A 17163-nucleotide genomic window follows, 5' to 3' on the forward strand; every position below is an offset into this window, starting at 1 on the left:
GGCTTGCCAACTGCAGGGCTACCGAAAGCCCGCCCTGTACTGCGAAGCAGTCAGGGTCGGGTAGTTTACTTTGTGGCAAGTGCTTGGAGTTTAGGGCAAGGGATCCCAAGTATCCTGCCGCCGCAGGGTAGCTTGTCGCAGCCGAGCCAAGTTGGCCGATCCAGTGCAAAAGGCAACAATGCGCAGCTCCTCGATCACGGCGCGAAAGGTGTCCACCACTGCCTGCATCTGTCCTTGGGAGACGGCGTGTAAAGCGGGGGCGGCCATACCCACCACATCGGCTCCCAGACGGATAGCTTTGGCCGCGTCGATGCCATTGCGGATGCCGCCGCTGGCCACCAGGGGTAAGTCCGGCAGCAGGCGACGAATTTCCAGCAAGGACAAAGCCGTTGGGATCCCCCAGTCCCTAAAGCTGTGGGCAATGCGTTTTTTGAGAGCATCTGTTTGGCGATGGGCCTCCACCTCGCTCCAACTGGTGCCGCCCGCCCCCGCCACATCCAGGGCTGCCACGCCGCATTCGGCCAGCCGCTGGGCTACCTTAGCACTGAGGCCATTGCCCACTTCCTTCACCACCACGGGCACCGGCAACTGCGCCACCAACTGTTCGATGCGGCCATACAATCCACGCCAGTCGGGATCCCCTTGGGGTTGAACCGCCTCCTGGAGAGGATTGAGGTGCAGAATCAATGCATCCGCCTCGATCATCTCCACCGCCCGTCGCGCCTGCTCCAACCCATAGCCGTAGTTGAGCTGAACGGCACCCAGGTTGGCCAGCAGCAGAATATTCGGGGCCACTTGGCGCACCTGGTAAGTCCGGGCCAGCTCTGGATGTTCCAAAGCTGCCCGCTGGGATCCCACCCCCATGGCAATACCCAACTGTTGGGCAGCGGCGGCCAGTTGTCGGTTTAGCTCATGGGCAGCCTCTGTTCCCCCCGTCATGCTGCTGATGAGCAGGGGTGCCTGTAGGCGTTTTCCCAAGAATTCGCAGCTTAGGTCGATCTCCGGCAACAGCAGCTCCGGCAGCGCCACATGCTCAAAGAAAAACCGCTCAAACCCGGTGCGGATCCCTTTGGCAGCCACATCCTGCTGCAGAACAATGTCCAGGTGATCCTGTTTGCGCTCGGAAATGGGGGGGAGAGAATCGGCCATCGCGTCAGCAGTGCAGAGCCCTTTGGTCTTGGTAGAGATTGTCAGTCTATAACGCCGTGCGCTGCCAAAGGCGAACAGCATTGCCCGTTCGCGCTAGCGGGACGGAGTCCAAGGTGACTCGCTATCTACTGGGACAGCGGTGCGGTTCCCGTTAGGGTGCCGGAGGCATAGCACTGTCGCGGTAGCGGTGCGGAGCACTGTCGCGTCAGCGGTGCGGAGCACTATGATGTGGGCGGGATCCCAACCGAACAGCCATGCAACCCTTGCACATCTTGCTGGCAGAAGGCAACCCTCATCTGCGCAGCTTGCTGTGTTGGCATTTGCAACAGGCCGGACACCAAGTTTGGGAAGCAGAGACCCTTCGCCAAGCAAAGACTCTGCTGCAACACCAGCCCATTCACCTGCTGATTTTGGATGCGGAGCTGTCCAACCGCGGCGGGCTGCAATTGTGCCGGTGGGCCCATCGCCAGTACGATCTGCTGATTTTGCTACTCTCCCACCGGGGATCCGAAGCGGACATTATCGCCGGCCTAGAAGCAGGAGCGGACGATTACCTCACCAAGCCCTTTAGTATGCAACTGCTGGATGCCCACCTTCTAGCCTTGGCTCGGCGGCGACAGCGTCATATCCCCCCTACCTTTCTGCAGTACGGGGATCTCAAAATTGACCTGGTGCAACGGCGCGTCGCCTTGGCTGGGGAAGGGATCGACCTCACGCCTCAGGAGTTTAGCCTGCTGATGGTGCTGGTGCAGGCGGACGGGGATCCCGTCTCTCGTCTAGAGCTACTAGAGCGAGCATGGCCGGATTCCACCGATAACCCTCGCACCGTCGATACCCATATCCTCTCGTTGCGCAAAAAGCTGGAACAGGATCCGCGCCAGCCCAGCTTGATCCACACAGTGCGCAATGTCGGCTACTGCTTTGGCCTCAGCCCCCCGCTGCTTCAGGAACAGAAAACCGTTTCAGTGGCTGCAGGCGTTTCGGGATCTGGGCCTCAGCGGCAGCGTCGTGGAGTCGCAGCGTCAGGGGAGGCACCTGCAAATCAATCAATCAAATCCCGCTAGGCAGATTGCGCAGGATCCCAGTCGGGATCGCTCAGTTGCAGCAGAGACCGGCACACCCGCTGCTCCAGAGCCAGGTTGTGATGTTGGCGGCTGACCTGCAGAGCTGCTTGCAAATCCGAAAAAGCTGTCGCTTTATCCCCCATATTCCAGTAGGCCAGCCCTCGTCCGTACAAGCCATACTCGTCGGAGAGGTCAATCCGGTTCATATCCGCTTCCAGGCGAAAGGCCCGCTCGTAGTCGTCCAAAGCAGCTTTGATCTCCCCCAGCGCATAGAGAAGGTTGCCCCTGCTGTAGAGGACGTTGGGCTGTTGGGGTTCTCTTTCTAGGCTGCGGCTGAGGTCGGCAATGGCCTCGTCAAAGTGATCACCACAGGCATAAGCCACACCCCGCTGGTAGTAGTGGGCTGGGCTGGGATCCCAGTCAATAGCCTGCGACCAATCGGCCAAAGCCGCCTCCCATTCGCCCAGGTAGCTGTGTAAACGGGCCCGCTGGGAATAGGCAAGTGCTGAGGTGGGATCCAGGCGGATGGCTTCATCCAGGTGGGCTAGGGCCAAAGGCAGGGATCCCTGTTGCATGAGCAGGTTGGCCAAGCTGAGGTGGTGGGGGACATTGGGGTGTAGGCGCACCAGCTCAGCAAACTCCGCCGTTGCTCCCTGGAGATCCCCCTGAGATTGACGAATCAGCCCGCGGTAAAAATAGGGTTCTGGACGGCGTGGGGCCAACCGGGTCGCCTGGCCGAAATCCTCCAAGGCTTGGGGAACTTGGCCGAGGGCAAAGTAGGCTTCTCCCCGCAAAATGTAGGCGTTGGCCAGGCAGGGATCCCGTTGCAGAGCCAAGCTGAGCTGTTCAATAGCCCCCGGCAAATCCCGGTTCAGCCACCGTTCTCGACCACGGTTGTAGGCCAAGATGGCCGGACGGGTAAAGGCAGAGATGGCGGCTGCACCCACCAGGCCCATCACTGCCAAAAGACGATCCTGCCGCCAGCTGGCCATGCTCCCCAGCAACAGGGCAACCGCAATCAAAAGGCGCAAACCGGCAGAGTCGTGGGCTCTGAACATACTGCTCTGCACCGCTGTTACGAGCGTATCCTGTTTTTTTAATCTGCTCGCGAGCTTCTCTCTGATTCTGCCCGATTTGGCAGCGAAAAACGCCGAACAGCTCAAGCCCAAAAAGCTCCCGTAGCTCACTTGGATCAAGAGTAGAAAGGGGATCCCCGTGCTCCTCCCAACCCTTTAGCTTGTGGGGGTGTGGGGGTAGCTAAGCCCCGCACTGTACCCGTAGCGTCAGTGTCGGGATACAGATACCCCCACATGGTGTATGATGAGAGTAGTTGCACAAAACGGCTTTGCCGGAATCTGGTGCAGCTACGCGGTGGGACATCCCGTGTCTGCTCGCAGAGGGTTCTTGCGTAGGCTCCCCGATGAAGCGAGAAGCCCACACTGTACCCGTAGGGTCAGTGATGGGAGTATGTCACGCCCAGAGCATCAACCGCAGCTCATAGGGATCGTGCATATCGGGGTGAAAGGGCAGCAAGCGGATGGCTAACCCTTGCAAGCCGCTGGCCTCATAGCAAATCTGGCCGGAAAAGATGGCCCGATCCTCCAGCGTCTCCACATAGCGCAGGGAGATTGCCTGTCCTTTCTGAATCTGGCCATCATCCTTGACCGGCCCCTGATAAGCTTGCACAATCACATCCTGAGGTTGCAGGGATCCCAGCCGCACTTCCACCGTCACGGTGAGGGGATCCCTGGCCATCACCACTTGGTCATCCTGTGCCAAGGCAAGGCCGGCAGCGGCAGCTTTCTTCGGGGTTTCGATCTGGACGTTGAGAACCTGGATGTTGTACCAATGCTCCTGCAGGTGGTTTTGCCAACGAACGAACTGGCGGGCCGACTCGAAGTGGTCACGGCGCATGCGGTCGAAGTAGTTGCTGAGAGGAATGTAGGCTCGCTGGACGTACTCCAACACCATGCGCTGCGTGCTGAACTGGGGGCAATTGAGGCGAATCGCCTGCTTCATGCGCTGGATCCACTGATGGGGTAGGCCATCGCTGCCGCGCTGGTAGAAGAGAGGGGCAACCTCTTGTTCCAGCAGGTCGTAGAGGGCATTCGACTCCACCTCATCTTGATAGGCGCGATCCTCATACTCCTCACCGCGGCCAATGGGCCAGCCGGTCTGGTAATAGTCAGCCTCGTCCCACCAGCCGTCCAAAATACTGAGGTTCTGTCCACCGTTGGCTGCCGCCTTCATGCCACTGGTGCCGCTGGCCTCCCGGGGGCGCAAGGGGTTGTTCAGCCACACATCCACCCCGGCCACCATCAAGCTGGTGACATACATGTCGTAGTCCTCAATGAAAACCAAGCGCTGGCGAAACTCCGGCTGCCGCGACACCTGCACGATCTGGCGGATCAGCTCTTTGCCGGGTATGTCGCGGGGGTGGGCCTTGCCGGCAAAGATAAACTGCATCGGGTACTGAGGATGGTTGAGCAAAGCCTTGAGCCGTTCCAGGTTGTGGAACAAAAGGGTGGCCCGCTTGTAGGTGGCAAAGCGGCGGGCAAACCCAATGGTAAGCACCTCCGGGTTGAGGGCCTCAGAGGCCCGTTGGATCTCAGCCGCTGAGGCAGCCCGTTTCTGGAGCTGTTCCATCAAGCGCTCGCGGGTAAAGTTAATCAGGCGGGAGCGGCTGCGCTCGTGGGCCCGCCACAATTCCCCATCCGGAATCCGATCCACCTTTTGCCAGAGGGGATCCGAAGGAGGAGCCTCTGCCCAATCCGGCCCCAGGTAGCGGTCGTAGAGGGCTTGGTTCTCCTCCCCCACCCAGGTGCGGACATGTACCCCGTTGGTGATGGAAGTAATCGGCACTTCTTCCAGCGGGATCCCAGGCCACAGCCGGCTGAACATCTTGCGGGAAACCGCCCCATGCAGCTTGCTCACACCGTTCACAAAAGAGGCCATGTTGATGGCCAGCACCGCCATGCTGAAGGGAGATTGGAAGTCGCCGGTATTTTCCCGTCCCAAAGCCAAAAAGCGCTCCCGGCTCAGGCCCATCTGGCTGTAGTAGAAGCCGAGGTAGTAATCGATCTTGTCGGGCGGGAATAGGTCGATCCCGGCGGGCACCGGCGTGTGGGTGGTAAACATCTGGCTGGACTTGGCCACCTGCCAGGCCTCTTCAAAGCTCAGCCCCTGCTCCACCATCAACAGGCGAATCCGCTCTACTGCCAAAAAGGCCGAGTGCCCTTCGTTCATGTGGTAGACGGTGGGATGGATGCCAAGGGCGCGCAAAGCCCGCACGCCGCCGATCCCCAGCATGATCTCCTGGTGGATGCGCAGATCTTGGTCGCCACCGTACAGCTCATCGGTGATGTCTTGGTCGTACTGGCTGTTGGGCTCGATGTTGGTGTCCAGAAGATAGAGGGGCACCCTCCCCACCGTCACCTTCCAAATGCGGGCGAACACCTTGCGGTTGGGATAATCCACCTCAATGCGAATTTCGCGGCCCTCCGCATCTCTCTGCAGCTCCAGGGGCATGTTAAAGAAATCGTTAACTGGGTAGCGTTCCTGCTGCCAGCCGTCGGGGTTGAGGTACTGGCGGAAATACCCCTTTTGGTAGAGCAAGCCCACGCCCACCAAGGGCAAGCCCAGGTCGCTGGCCGCCTTGAGGTGATCCCCGGCCAAAACCCCCAAGCCGCCTGAGTAAATGGGCAGACAATCGGCCAAGCCAAACTCGGCCGAAAAATAGGCGTAGCACTCTCCTTCCACCGCTTGGGCCGAACGATACTTGCGGTACCAAGTGTCTTCCTGCAGATAGCTCTGCAGTTGTTGGCTGGCCCGTTCCAACTGGGCCAAAAAGCCGGGATCCTCCGCCAATTCATCCAGCCGTTCCTGCCGGATCCGACCCAGAAGAGCCACCGGGTTGTGGGCACAGGCATCCCACAGATCGGGATCCATGCGCCGGAATAGGCTGCGGGTTTCTACGTTCCAACTAAAATGCAGGTTGTAAGCCAACAAGCGCAGACTTTCCAGCGGAGTAGGCAGGTAGGGAGTGACCTTAAACGTGCGTAGCGGCTTCATAAAGACTGGGAGGAGCGTTGTTTCCACTGTCAGGCTACCTTGCCCTCAGCCTGAGGGCGTGGCTTTTTAACTTGAATGCCGATTTGTAATCCAGTGGATGCCGAGCTGTAATCCAACGGCTGCTCGAACTCCCTCAGGGCTCTATTTGGGATGGATCCGACTGCGCCCCTGGCCGATACGATCGCTGCCATTGCCACTGCGGTGGTGCCTGAACAGGGCAGCGTGGGGATTGTGCGCCTTTCCGGATCACGAGCCCTTCCCATTGTCCAAGCCATCTTTACCCCTGCCCGCCGCAACGCAGTCTGGGAGAGCCATCGGCTCCTCTACGGCTGGATCCACGATGAGAAAGGCCAAATCCTAGACGAAGCGCTGGCCGTTTGGATGCAGGCCCCCCGTTCTTACACCCGCGAAGATGTGACAGAGCTGCATTGCCACGGTGGCATCATGGTGGTTCAGGCCACGTTGCAACAATGCCTGCGGCAGGGGGCGCGGCTGGCTCAGCCGGGGGAGTTTAGCCTGCGCGCTTTTCTGAATGGCCGCATTGACCTCACCCAGGCCGAGAGTGTGGCCGATCTGGTGGCGGCCCGCTCCCCTCAGGCAGCCCGGATGGCCTTGGCGGGCTTACAGGGCAAGCTAGGGGGATCCATTCGCGCCCTGCGCCAGGAGCTGCTGGGTTTGTTGGCAGAAATTGAGGCTCGCCTCGACTTTGAAGAGGATCTGCCCCCCTTGGATGTTGCCGCTTGGCAGGCCCGGCTCCAAGCTATTCAAGCCCAGATGCAAGCCCTGCTGGCCACGGCAGAACGGGGACAACTGCTGCGCACCGGGGTGAAGGTGGCCATTGTCGGGAGGCCCAATGTGGGCAAGTCCAGCCTGCTCAATGCTTGGTCAGGACAGGATCGGGCCATCGTCACCGATCTGCCCGGCACCACCCGCGACGTGGTGGAATCCCACCTGGTGGTAAAAGGGATCCCCGTTCAACTGCTGGACACTGCCGGCATCCGCGCCACCGAAGATCCGGTGGAACGGCTGGGGGTGGAGCGCTCCCAACGCCTAGCCCAGGCTGCCGATGTGCTGGTGCTGGTCATCGACGCCCAAGCGGGCTGGACGGCTGCCGACGCTGCCATCTATGAGTCTGTCCGCCATCGCCCCCTCATCCTGGTGATCAACAAAACCGACCTCGCCCCGCCAGAGCGGATCCCCCTCCCCCCCGAAATTGCCCACCGCGTCCCCGCCGTTGCCGCCCAAGGGAAAGGGATCCCGGAGCTGGAAAGAGCCCTGGAGCAGCTCGTCACCCAGGGACGTCCCCAGCCCAATCTGGAGATAAGCCTGAACCAGCGGCAGGCTGCTGCCCTCCGACAAGCCCAAGCCAGCCTGGAACAGGTGGGGCAGGCCATCCAAGCTCAGCTCCCCCTGGACTTTTGGAGCATCGACCTACGGGGCGCCCTGCATGCCCTTGGCCAGATCACCGGCGAGGAGATCTCGGAATCAGTGCTGGATCAGATTTTCAGCCGCTTCTGCATTGGTAAGTAGCCCCCTAACTCATACTCATTTTGAGTTTGTGTTACTATGGGCTCAGTTGGGAAGCCGAAGCGGATCCCCGATAATGGAAACACAGTTAGGAGGTTGGCCATGGTTACCGCCGAGAAAACCCGTCTCTACCCCACCCAGATCGATTTGCCAGCAGAGGCTCGCGCGCAACTGGTGGAGCTGCTCAACCAGTCCTTGGCAGACACGTTGGATCTGAAGACGCAGGTGAAACAGGCCCACTGGAACGTTAAAGGCATGCACTTCATCGCCTTGCACGAGATGTTCGACACTTTTGCCAGCACCCTGGAAAACTACGTGGACATGCTGGCGGAACGGGTTACGGCGCTGGGGGGCATCGCCCGCGGCACGGCTCGCATCGTTGCCCAAACCTCCACCTTGCCGGAGTACGATCTGGCCGCTGAAGAGGGTCGGGATCACCTGCAGGCTTTGGCAGCCCGTTACGCTCAATATGCAGCTTCCGTCCGCCGCAACATTGACCGCACCACCGAACTGGGGGATGCCGACACAGCAGACCTGTTCACCGAGATCTCGCGCCAGATTGACAAAGATCTTTGGTTCATCGAGGCTCACCTGCAGGCGTGACGCCAGCGAGGCCAGTCACAGGCAAGTGGATCAAGCAAAATGGGCGTTAACGTTCCCCTCCTGTATTTGGTGGCTCTGGCCAGTATCCTCGGCGTGGCGGGCTTCTTTGTCCTGCGGGAGGTGCTGCGGGTACGGGCCCAGGAAAAGGTCATCCGTGAGCTGCAGCCCCGCCTGAGCAAAGGCAAGGGATCCCCGCAGGAGCACTACGAGTTGGGCAGCGTCTATTTGCAAAAAGGCCTCTACGACCAGGCGGTTGCCCAGCTTAAAAAAGCCCTAGAAGTGGCCGGGGAGAACATTCCCCCCGTCTGCAACGCCCTCGGTTTTGCCTACTTCAGCCAGGGGCAGTACGACTTGGCCATCCGTTACTACAAGGATGCCGTGGCTGCGGATCCCGGTTATGTAACTGCTTGGAACAATCTGGCCCATGCCTATGAGAAGAAAAATCTCTATGGCCCAAGCCTGGAAGCTTACGAAACTGCCCTGAAGTTGGATCCCCGAAATGCCATTGCCAAGCGGCGCTCGGAGTCTCTGCGCAAACGGTTGCAGCCCAGCCCCTGAGGATCCCATCTGCAATTTCATCCGCAGAAATACTCTTGACCGCAGCACAGTTGTCCATAGGAGTTGGCTCTAAAGACTCCATCCTGCCTGTGCAGGCACTTCCTTATCCTCTCAAAAGAAGATTGATAATACTGAAATCTTGAGCGCAAATGTAAGATCCGGTATCGTGTTGCCTGGGCTGGTATTATGTCTTAAATAAAACGAGAGGCCATTTCATGGATTCGCAATCGGTAGCACCTGTGGTTTTGGTGATCCTGGATGGCTGGGGTTATCGGGATGCTCTCGATGGCAACGCGGTGCTGGCTGCGGAAACCCCTGTCCTGGATAGCCTTTGGGCTGCCTATCCCCACACCCTGCTGCAAGCTTCGGGTCGGGCCGTGGGCCTGCCGGCAGGACAGATGGGCAACTCTGAAGTCGGGCACCTGACCTTGGGGGCAGGGCGGGTGGTGCCGCAGGAATTGGTGCGCATCAGCGACGCGATAGAGACAGGATCCCTCTTCCAGGATCCCTTGTTGATGCAAGTTTGTCGCCAGCTCAGAGAGCGAGGGGGCCGTTTTCACTTCGTTGGCCTTTGCTCCGAGGGGGGGGTTCACTCCCACATCGACCATCTCTATGGGTTGCTCAAGCTGGCGGCCCAGGCTGAGATTCCGGCCTATGTCCACGCCATCACCGATGGCCGCGACACCTTGCCCCGCGATGGTGCCAGGGTTCTGGCCGCCCTGGAAAAAGAGCTGCAATGGCTGGGCAATGGCGTCATCGCCACCCTGAGCGGACGCTACTACGCCATGGATCGGGATCGCCGTTGGGAGCGCACCCAAAAGGCCTACGAGATCATGACCCAAGACGGCCCTGGCCGTGGACAAAGCGCCGCGGAGGTGATGGAAGCTTTCTATGCCCAGGATCTCACAGACGAGTTCATCCCGCCCACCCGCCTGGCTCCGGGGGCTGTGCAGCCGGGAGATGCGGTGCTTTTCTTCAACTTCCGCCCAGATCGCGCCCGCCAACTTACCCAAGCCTTTGTCTGCCCAGACTTTTCGGGTTTTCAACGCCCCTTGCTGCCGGCTCTCACCTTCATCACCATGACTCAGTACGAGGCGGATCTGCCGGTGCAGGTGCTGTTCAAGCCCCAGAACCTGAATCACCTGCTGGGCCAAGTGGTGAGCGAGGCCGGCCTCAAGCAATTGCGCATTGCCGAGACGGAAAAATACGCCCATGTCACCTACTTCTTCAACGGCGGCATCGAGCAGCCCTTCCCCGGCGAAGATCGCATCCTGGTGCAAAGCCCGCTGGTGACCACCTACGACCAGGCGCCGGAGATGTCGGCAGTGGAAGTGACCGACAAGGCGATAGAGGCCATCGCCCGCCGCGAATACAGCCTGGTGGTGCTCAACTATGCCAATCCCGACATGGTGGGCCACACCGGCAACTACGAAGCCACCATCCGCGCTTTGGAGACGGTAGATCGCTGTTTGGGCAGGTTGCTGGCGGCAGTGGTGGATGCAGGAGGCACCACTTTGATCCTGGCGGATCACGGCAATGCCGAGCTGATGTGGGATGAGAACGGCAACCCCTGGACGGCCCACACCACCAACCCCGTTCCCTGCATTCTGGTGGAGGGGGAAAGGCGCAAAATCCCCGGCTGTGGCGGCGATGTCAAGTTGCGCTCCAACGGCACTTTGGCTGATGTGGCCCCCACCCTGCTGGAGATCTTGGGCCTGCCTCAGCCCCCCGAAATGACAGGACGTTCGCTTTTGCAGCCGGCAGAATACACCATCCTCCAGCGGCAACCCAGTCCTGTGGGGCGGTAGGTGCCAGGGATCCCTTACTCCGTCACTGGGATCCCTTCTTGGGCCAGCCATGCTGTTAGCTCTCCCCAGTTGCGATAGACAGCCAGAACCCGTGAGCGATCGGGGTGATAGGGGGCAGCCAAGCGCTCCAACTGCAAAAAGCGGGCCTGGGGAGGGATCACCGCCGCTTCGGGATCGGGGGGAGTGGGTCGGCGCAAGGAGCTGCTGTAGCCGCGGTAGATCAGCACCAGATCAGACTCTCCCTCGCTTTCCACCTCCACCCGCAGCACCTCCTGCGGGTGGTCTTGGCTGTAGCGCTCCAAGGCCAAGGGCCAAGGCAGGGCCCTCATGCTTCCAGTTCCCCCTTATCAGTTCCGGGTCGCAGCCGCCAGACAAAGTAGAGGCTGTAGAGCAGGTAGGCCACCAGCCCCCAGGCCCCCACGCTCCCCAGCAGCTCCGGCGATACATTGGGATGGAAGATCTCCCGAAACCCCAGCGGTGGCCCAAACCAAGCCCGGCACTCCTCCGGCAGAGAAGTGCGGAAAGCACAGGGCACAAAGGCCCCCGAAAAGAGGATCCCGGCCCCCATATAACCAGTCAGGCCCCACCGCCAGAGCAAAAAGGCTCGCGCCGCCCAGGTTCTCGACTGCTCGAGAGCAGCACTCCAGTCCCGCCAAAACCAAAGACAAACCAAGATCAACAGCCGCGCCATTGCTCCACTGAGAAAGCTGACGGGCAGGCCCCCAATCATCAGGTACACCGTCACCGCCAAGAGGCTCGATACCCGCCAATAAACGATCAATAGCTGAATCAAGGGCCGCAACCCCACCGCAAAAGCCCAAATCAGCAGCAGCAATGGCATCACCACCGTCAGCGCCACTGCCAAGCGGTAGTCCAGCCAGATTGCATCCACCAGCCAACTCTGGGGAGTCATCCTCACCCTCTGCCACTCCTGCCCCTTAGTATATGAAACCTGGGGGATCCAGGACGGGACACAGAGAGTTACGGAATGTTAACGCCTGCTGACCATCCCCAGCAAAACTTTACACCAGACAGCTTTCAGAAAGTTTTCCATTTTGCCGCTACCGATCCCCGAAAGTGGTAGATTCTTAGCTAGCTCCTCAGAGGAGTATCCCTGTCGTTCGGAAGGCCAGCTGCCTGTCTGAGCGACCAGCGGAGTCTCCTTCAGACCTTGGCCCAACTTAATCTCATTAAGTATTGTTACTTAATCGTGTTATCTTGGGTTAAGGTCAAACCTTGAGAGGCATGACCTCGAAACCATGGCCCGTTCTTCCAGACTCCTCTCTCACAGTTCTACCCGTTGGAAGGCGACCCAGTGGAAGCCCAGACCACTGCCTCCCTTGGAGAATGCACCTCCTTCTCCGAAGCGGGAGGAAGAGACAGGGGATCCAGTTGCGTCAGAGCCACCCCTTGCCCTGGGGAAGCCCGATTTGGCGAGGAAGGTGAAGGGTGGAGCTAGGGGGGCAGCAGTTGCTGGCAGCGGGAGCTATGAAGCGCTGCAGCTGTGGCTGGTGCTGGTTACCTTGGGGGTAAGTCTGGCCATTGCCGTGGGAGTGGCCCTGGTTTACTCTCTGGGGGTAGCTGCCAACTACTTGCTGGGGGCGGTTGTTGGCGTGGTTTATCTGCGAATGCTGGGCCGCGGCGTAGCGGAGCTGGGCAAAAGCCGCAACCGTTTGGGGGTGACGCGTTTGGCTCTGTTTGTCGGGCTGATCGTTTTAGCCACTCAGGTGAAGTCTTTACAGATATTGCCCATTTTCCTGGGGTTCATGACCTACAAGGTCACCCTGCTCATTCATCTTGTCCAGACCTTGACCCGTTCATCTTCTTCTGTGTGATGCCCATGAACCTGTCCTTCTCCTCTCCTCCTCTTTTGGCAGAACTCGAGGTCGGCCATCACCTTTACTGGCACCTGGGCAAATTCACGGTTCACGGGCAGGTTTTGATCGCCAGCTGGATCGCCATTGCCCTGATCTTGACGGTGGTTATCTTGGGCACCCGTCAACTGCAGCGGGAGCCGGCTGGTCTGCAAAACTTTGTCGAGTATGCCCTGGAATTTGTGCAGAGCATTGCCCGTGCCCAGATTGGCGAGAAAAACTTCCGGCCCTGGGTACCCTATGTCGGCACCTTGTTCCTGTTCATCTTCGTCTCCAACTGGATGGGCAACCTCTTCCCCTGGAAGTTAATTCCCCTGCCGGAAGGGGAGTTGGCCTCCCCCACCAACGACATCAACACCACTGCTGGGTTGGCGCTGCTCACCAGCATCATGTATTTCGTGGCCGGCATCAGCAAGCGGGGGCTGTCTTACTTCAAAAAATACATTGAGCCTACCCCGATTCTGCTGCCCATCAACGTTTTAGAAGATTTCACCAAGCCCCTTTCCCTGAGTTTCCGTCTGTTCGGCAACATCCTGGCCGAAGAGCTGGTGATAGCGGTGTTGGTGTTGCTGGTGCCTCTGTTTATCCCAGTGCCGGTGATGGTTCTGTTCCTGTTTACGGGGGCGATTCAGGCTTTGATCTTCTCAACCCTCTCGGCAGCTTACATTGGAGAGGCGCTGGAAGGTCATGGAGGAGGGGATCACCACGATTGAGCCCGCTGTTTGGCCGATCACCTTGGCCTTTTCACGGAGGATCATCTCAAGTGGGCCAGCGCAAGGGATCCCTTCTTTTGGTAAGGTTTGTTGGGGCTGACAGATTGGTTCTGAAAGCCGCCGACAAGGGAGTGATTTGAGGCTGTAGTGTATCAGACCCGATCACCTCTGAAGCTCAAGAGACGTTGTTGTTGTGTCAATCACCAAGGAGCATCTCACTATGGATCCGTTAACCTCTGCTGCTTCTGTTCTGGCTGCTGCTCTGGCCATTGGTCTGGGATCCCTGGGTCCTGGGATCGGACAGGGGAACGCCGCTGCTGCTGCGATGGAAGGGGTGGCCCGCCAACCTGAGGCGGAAGACAAGATCCGCGGCAACCTGCTGGTTAGCCTGGCCTTCATGGAAGCTCTGACCATCTACGGCTTGGTGGTGGCTTTGGTGCTCTTGTTTGCCAACCCCTTCGCCTAGTGTCCTACGGGGGCGGGCCGCAGCGATGGCCGAGGTGAGCCATATCCGCCCCCCAACCCGGCCTGACGGTAGACCTAAGTTTCTGTTGGGGTCATAACACCCATGCTCTTCCAAACTCTATTGGCTGTTGAAGCGGCTGAAAAAGGTGGTCTTTTCGATCTGGATGCCACCCTGCCCCTGATTGCCATTCAGTTTTTGCTGTTGGTGGCAGTGCTCAACTCCCTCTTCTATGAGCCGGTTACGCGGGCTATCGACAGCCGCAGCGACTACATCCGCACCACTCAAGCGGAAGCCCAAGAGCGGTTGGACAAGGCGGTGTCGTTGACCCGACAGTATGAGTCTGAGATCAGCCAGGCCCGCTTGCAAGCCCAGCAGGTGATCGCTGAGGCAGAGGCTGCAGCTGCTCGCATTCGTTCCGAGAAACTGGCTGCTGTGCAGGCAGAGATCCAGCAGAAGCTGGAGGCGGCGCGGCTACAGGTCGAGCAAGAGAAGCAGGCAGCCCTCGAACAGCTGCAGCAGCAGGTGGATGCCATTGCCGCCCAGATTACCCAGAAACTGTTGGGCAGTGCTCGTTAGATCGCTGGTTGGAAGTACTTTTGGAGGAGCTTGCGATGCCTGTGTGGAGTTGGGTGGCCGGTTGGATCTTGGCTGTGGCCGAGACCACGGAGCTACTCCCAGAAGCCAAGGCAGGAGAGGGGGATCTCTTGGCCAAGATTCTCGAGAGCAACCTGATCAACATCGCGATCATTCTCACCTTGCTGTTTATCTTGGGTCGCAAAGTGGTGGGAGAAGCCCTGGCCAAGCGGCGGGAGGGGATCCTAGAAGAACTGCGGCAGGCGGAGCAGCGCAAACAGGAAGCCATCGAGAAGCTGGCGGAGGAGCAGCAAAAGCTGGCCCAGGCTCAGCAGGAGGCTGAACGTATCCGCAAGCAGGCGGAAGCCAACGCCGAAGCCCGTCGGCAAGAGTTGTTGGAGCAGGCGGAGCGGGAAGTTGAGCGGCTGCGGGCCAATGCCGAGAAAGAGTTGTCTAGCGAGCAGGAGCGGGTTTTTCAGGAGTTGCGTCGGCAGATCGTTCGCCAAGCCTTGAGCAAGGTGGAGCAGGAGCTGCCGCAGCACCTCAACGAAGAGACCCACCGCAGCCTGATCGAGAAAGGGATCCAAATGATTGCCCGCTAACTCTCAAGGAGGAGAAAGGTATGATCAGCAGCACAATGGCTGAGAAGGTGGTGGATCCCTATGCCGAGGCTCTCATTGCCCTTGGATCTGGCCAGGGATTGCTGGACACTTTTGCCGCCGATATGCGCTTTATTGCCGAGGTTTTGCGGGCTACGCCGGAGCTGGGCCAGTTTCTCGCCAACCCGGTGATCAAGGCCGAGGCCAAAAAGAACCTGCTGCAGCAAGTATTTGCCGATCAGATCCACCCTCTGCTGCTGAATGCGCTGAAGTTGTTGACCGACCGCCGCCGTATCATGTTTCTCGGGGCCGTCTGCCGGCGCTTTTTGGATCTGCAGCGGAAGCTCCAGAACATCGTCCTGGCCGAAGTGACGACGGCGATACCCTTGACGGAAGCTCAGCAGCAGTCAATTCGCGAGCGGGTGATGGACTTCACGCGGGCCAGCGGCGTGGAGTTGCAAACTGCTCAGGATCCAGAGCTGCTGGGAGGGGTGGTCATCAAGATTGGATCCCAGGTGATCGACCTCAGCTTGCGTGGACAGTTGCGCCGGCTTGCCTTGCAGTTGGCCTAAGTTGGTTTTTGAGGATCCCTTCCCATTACTTGAGAGGACTGCTATGCCTACCATTCGCCCAGACGAGATTAGCACCATCATCAAACAGCAGATTGAGCAGTACAACCAGGAGATGCAGGTCTCCAATGTGGGGACAGTTCTGCAGGTGGGGGATGGCATTGCCCGCATCTACGGTTTGGATAAGGTGATGGCCAGCGAGCTGCTGGAATTTGAGGATGGCACCACCGGTATTGCCCTCAACCTGGAAGAAGACAACATCGGTGCCGTGCTGATCGGCTCCGGGCGGAATATCCAAGAGGGATCCACCGTCAAATCCACGGGCAAGATTGCCAGCATCCCGGTGGGGGAAGCCCTCTTGGGCCGCGTGGTGGATCCCCTGTGCAACCCCCTCGACGGCAAAGGCCCGATCCAGTGTACGGAGTCTCGCCTGATCGAATCTCCGGCACCTGGCATTGTCGATCGCCGCTCTGTGTACGAGCCCCTGCAAACCGGCATTACCGCCATCGATGCCCTGATCCCCATCGGGCGGGGGCAGCGGGAACTGATCATCGGCGACCGCCAAACCGGCAAGACCACCGTTGCTGTGGACACAATCCTGAACCAAAAAGGGCAGGATGTGATCTGCATTTACGTAGCCATTGGCCAGAAGCAGAGCACCATCGCCCAGGTGGTGGGCATCCTGACCGAGCGAGGGGCCATGGACTACAGCATTGTGGTGGCTGCCGGCGCCGATAGCCCGGCTCCGTTGCAGTGGCTGGCCCCCTATTGTGGTGCCACCATTGCCGAATACTTCATGTACCAGGGCAAACACACCCTGGTGGTCTATGACGATCTCTCCAAGCAGGCGGTGGCCTATCGGCAAATGTCACTGCTGCTGCGCCGTCCACCCGGTCGAGAAGCCTATCCTGGGGATGTGTTCTACCTGCACTCGCGGCTATTGGAGCGAGCCGCCAAGCTGAGCAGCCAACTGGGAGAGGGATCCATGACGGCACTGCCGATCGTGGAAACCCAGGCCAATGACGTGTCGGCCTACATTCCCACCAATGTTATCTCCATCACCGATGGGCAGATCTTCTTGGAATCGGATCTGTTCAACGCTGGCATCCGCCCGGCCATCAACGTCGGGATTTCCGTCAGCCGCGTCGGCTCGGCAGCTCAGACCAAGGCGATGAAAAAGGTGGCTGGCTCCATCAAGGTGGAACTGGCGCAATACCGCGATCTGGAGGCCTTTGCCCAATTTGCCTCTGACCTGGATGAGGCTACCCAAAAGCAGTTGGCCCGCGGCCAACGGCTGCAGGAGTTGCTGAAGCAGCCACAGTACTCTCCCCTGTCTCTGGATCAGCAGGTGGCCATTATCTATGCGGGGACGCGAGGCTATTTGGATGACATTCCGGTGGAGAAGGTCTCCAGCTTCAAACAGGGCCTTTTGGCTTACCTGGGCACCACCCATCCCAAGTATGGCGAGATCGTCCTCTCCACCAAGCAACTCACCGACGAGGCAGAAGAAATCTTGAAAACGGCCATCACAGAGTTCAAGCAGAGCTTCGTGGCCAAGGCAGCCTAGCCTGACGCGGATCCCTGTCAGC

The 17163-nt window shown here is 59.3% G+C and carries 17 protein-coding genes; 12 read left to right on the forward strand and 5 right to left on the reverse strand.

The genetic code is table 11. The annotated features are described in order from the left end of the window. Nucleotides 1-90: 90 nt before the first annotated feature. The gene (fni, locus tag NW839_RS00055; RefSeq protein ID WP_414349852.1) at nt 91-1149 is read right to left on the reverse strand and encodes a type 2 isopentenyl-diphosphate Delta-isomerase; all 1059 of its coding nucleotides are present in this window, start codon (nt 1147-1149) and stop codon (nt 91-93) included. 254 nt (nt 1150-1403) lie between these two features. On the opposite strand from fni, the gene NW839_RS00060 reads away from it, so the two are divergent. Then, nucleotides 1404-2213: a response regulator transcription factor gene (locus NW839_RS00060; protein WP_414349851.1), complete on the forward strand. Its 810-nt coding sequence runs from the start codon at nt 1404-1406 to the stop codon at nt 2211-2213. On the opposite strand, the gene NW839_RS00065 is transcribed toward NW839_RS00060, so the two are convergent. Further along, nucleotides 2210-3271, reverse strand: coding sequence for a tetratricopeptide repeat protein (locus tag NW839_RS00065; protein WP_414349850.1), 1062 nt, complete (start codon nt 3269-3271; stop codon nt 2210-2212). The genes NW839_RS00060 and NW839_RS00065 overlap by 4 nt on opposite strands. A 412-nt stretch (nt 3272-3683) precedes the next feature. Continuing rightward, nucleotides 3684-6284, reverse strand: a complete 2601-nt coding sequence (glgP, locus tag NW839_RS00070) for an alpha-glucan family phosphorylase (protein WP_414349849.1) — start codon at nt 6282-6284, stop codon at nt 3684-3686. A gap of 150 nt (nt 6285-6434) precedes the next feature. Here glgP and mnmE point away from each other — a divergent pair, with 150 nt between their 5' ends. From mnmE to gpmI, 4 genes are all read left to right on the forward strand, one after another. Further along, the gene (mnmE, locus tag NW839_RS00075; protein ID WP_414349848.1) at nt 6435-7814 is read left to right on the forward strand and encodes a tRNA uridine-5-carboxymethylaminomethyl(34) synthesis GTPase MnmE; all 1380 of its coding nucleotides are present in this window, start codon (nt 6435-6437) and stop codon (nt 7812-7814) included. A gap of 99 nt (nt 7815-7913) precedes the next feature. After that, the gene (gene dps / locus NW839_RS00080) at nt 7914-8414 is read left to right on the forward strand and encodes a DNA starvation/stationary phase protection protein Dps (protein ID WP_414344460.1); all 501 of its coding nucleotides are present in this window, start codon (nt 7914-7916) and stop codon (nt 8412-8414) included. Nucleotides 8415-8453: 39 nt separating this feature from the next. Next, nucleotides 8454-8972, forward strand: a complete 519-nt coding sequence (locus NW839_RS00085; protein WP_011434229.1) for a tetratricopeptide repeat protein — start codon at nt 8454-8456, stop codon at nt 8970-8972. A gap of 215 nt (nt 8973-9187) precedes the next feature. Continuing rightward, complete coding sequence (gene gpmI, locus NW839_RS00090) at nt 9188-10780, forward strand: 2,3-bisphosphoglycerate-independent phosphoglycerate mutase (protein WP_011434228.1); 1593 nt, start codon at nt 9188-9190, stop codon at nt 10778-10780. Between the two features lie 14 nt (nt 10781-10794). On the opposite strand, the gene NW839_RS00095 is transcribed toward gpmI, so the two are convergent. Then, nucleotides 10795-11109 carry a hypothetical protein gene (locus NW839_RS00095; RefSeq protein WP_414330481.1) on the reverse strand — a complete coding sequence of 105 codons (315 nt, stop codon included), beginning with the start codon at nt 11107-11109 and terminating at the stop codon, nt 10795-10797. After that, on the reverse strand, nt 11106-11693 hold the full coding sequence (locus tag NW839_RS00100; protein ID WP_011434226.1) for a DUF3177 family protein: 588 nt from the start codon (nt 11691-11693) through the stop codon (nt 11106-11108). The genes NW839_RS00095 and NW839_RS00100 overlap by 4 nt, the downstream gene beginning before the upstream one ends. A gap of 517 nt (nt 11694-12210) precedes the next feature. Here NW839_RS00100 and NW839_RS00105 point away from each other — a divergent pair. The 7 genes from NW839_RS00105 to atpA all read left to right on the forward strand — a co-directional run bounded on the left by NW839_RS00105 (nt 12211) and on the right by atpA (nt 17141). Beyond that, complete coding sequence (locus NW839_RS00105) at nt 12211-12615, forward strand: hypothetical protein (RefSeq protein ID WP_238376806.1); 405 nt, start codon at nt 12211-12213, stop codon at nt 12613-12615. A 5-nt stretch (nt 12616-12620) separates the two neighbouring features. Further along, on the forward strand, nt 12621-13367 hold the full coding sequence (gene atpB, locus NW839_RS00110) for a F0F1 ATP synthase subunit A (RefSeq protein WP_414349847.1): 747 nt from the start codon (nt 12621-12623) through the stop codon (nt 13365-13367). A 220-nt stretch (nt 13368-13587) separates the two neighbouring features. After that, complete coding sequence (gene atpE / locus NW839_RS00115) at nt 13588-13833, forward strand: ATP synthase F0 subunit C (protein WP_235280127.1); 246 nt, start codon at nt 13588-13590, stop codon at nt 13831-13833. Between the two features lie 102 nt (nt 13834-13935). Then, nucleotides 13936-14409, forward strand: coding sequence for a F0F1 ATP synthase subunit B' (locus tag NW839_RS00120; RefSeq protein WP_414349846.1), 474 nt, complete (start codon nt 13936-13938; stop codon nt 14407-14409). Nucleotides 14410-14444: 35 nt separating this feature from the next. Then, nucleotides 14445-15008, forward strand: a complete 564-nt coding sequence (locus tag NW839_RS00125; protein WP_414349845.1) for a F0F1 ATP synthase subunit B — start codon at nt 14445-14447, stop codon at nt 15006-15008. A 20-nt stretch (nt 15009-15028) separates the two neighbouring features. Then, nucleotides 15029-15577 carry an ATP synthase F1 subunit delta gene (atpH, locus tag NW839_RS00130; protein WP_414349844.1) on the forward strand — a complete coding sequence of 183 codons (549 nt, stop codon included), beginning with the start codon at nt 15029-15031 and terminating at the stop codon, nt 15575-15577. Between the two features lie 43 nt (nt 15578-15620). Beyond that, the gene (atpA, locus tag NW839_RS00135; RefSeq protein WP_011434218.1) at nt 15621-17141 is read left to right on the forward strand and encodes a F0F1 ATP synthase subunit alpha; all 1521 of its coding nucleotides are present in this window, start codon (nt 15621-15623) and stop codon (nt 17139-17141) included. Nucleotides 17142-17163 lie beyond the last annotated feature (22 nt).

This window comes from Synechococcus sp. R5-15 (assembly GCF_047462035.1).
Lineage (GTDB): Bacteria > Cyanobacteriota > Cyanobacteriia > Thermostichales > Thermostichaceae > Thermostichus.

Coding starts and splice junctions, on each gene's coding strand:
- fni (WP_414349852.1), bottom strand. CDS start 1,149: ATGGCCGATTCTCTCCCCCCCATTTCCGAGCGCAAACAGGATCACCTG.
- NW839_RS00060 (WP_414349851.1), top strand. CDS start 1,404: ATGCAACCCTTGCACATCTTGCTGGCAGAAGGCAACCCTCATCTGCGC.
- NW839_RS00065 (WP_414349850.1), bottom strand. CDS start 3,271: ATGTTCAGAGCCCACGACTCTGCCGGTTTGCGCCTTTTGATTGCGGTT.
- glgP (WP_414349849.1), bottom strand. CDS start 6,284: ATGAAGCCGCTACGCACGTTTAAGGTCACTCCCTACCTGCCTACTCCG.
- mnmE (WP_414349848.1), top strand. CDS start 6,435: ATGGATCCGACTGCGCCCCTGGCCGATACGATCGCTGCCATTGCCACT.
- dps (WP_414344460.1), top strand. CDS start 7,914: ATGGTTACCGCCGAGAAAACCCGTCTCTACCCCACCCAGATCGATTTG.
- NW839_RS00085 (WP_011434229.1), top strand. CDS start 8,454: ATGGGCGTTAACGTTCCCCTCCTGTATTTGGTGGCTCTGGCCAGTATC.
- gpmI (WP_011434228.1), top strand. CDS start 9,188: ATGGATTCGCAATCGGTAGCACCTGTGGTTTTGGTGATCCTGGATGGC.
- NW839_RS00095 (WP_414330481.1), bottom strand. CDS start 11,109: ATGAGGGCCCTGCCTTGGCCCTTGGCCTTGGAGCGCTACAGCCAAGAC.
- NW839_RS00100 (WP_011434226.1), bottom strand. CDS start 11,693: ATGACTCCCCAGAGTTGGCTGGTGGATGCAATCTGGCTGGACTACCGC.
- atpB (WP_414349847.1), top strand. CDS start 12,621: ATGAACCTGTCCTTCTCCTCTCCTCCTCTTTTGGCAGAACTCGAGGTC.
- atpE (WP_235280127.1), top strand. CDS start 13,588: ATGGATCCGTTAACCTCTGCTGCTTCTGTTCTGGCTGCTGCTCTGGCC.
- NW839_RS00120 (WP_414349846.1), top strand. CDS start 13,936: ATGCTCTTCCAAACTCTATTGGCTGTTGAAGCGGCTGAAAAAGGTGGT.
- NW839_RS00125 (WP_414349845.1), top strand. CDS start 14,445: ATGCCTGTGTGGAGTTGGGTGGCCGGTTGGATCTTGGCTGTGGCCGAG.
- atpH (WP_414349844.1), top strand. CDS start 15,029: ATGATCAGCAGCACAATGGCTGAGAAGGTGGTGGATCCCTATGCCGAG.
- atpA (WP_011434218.1), top strand. CDS start 15,621: ATGCCTACCATTCGCCCAGACGAGATTAGCACCATCATCAAACAGCAG.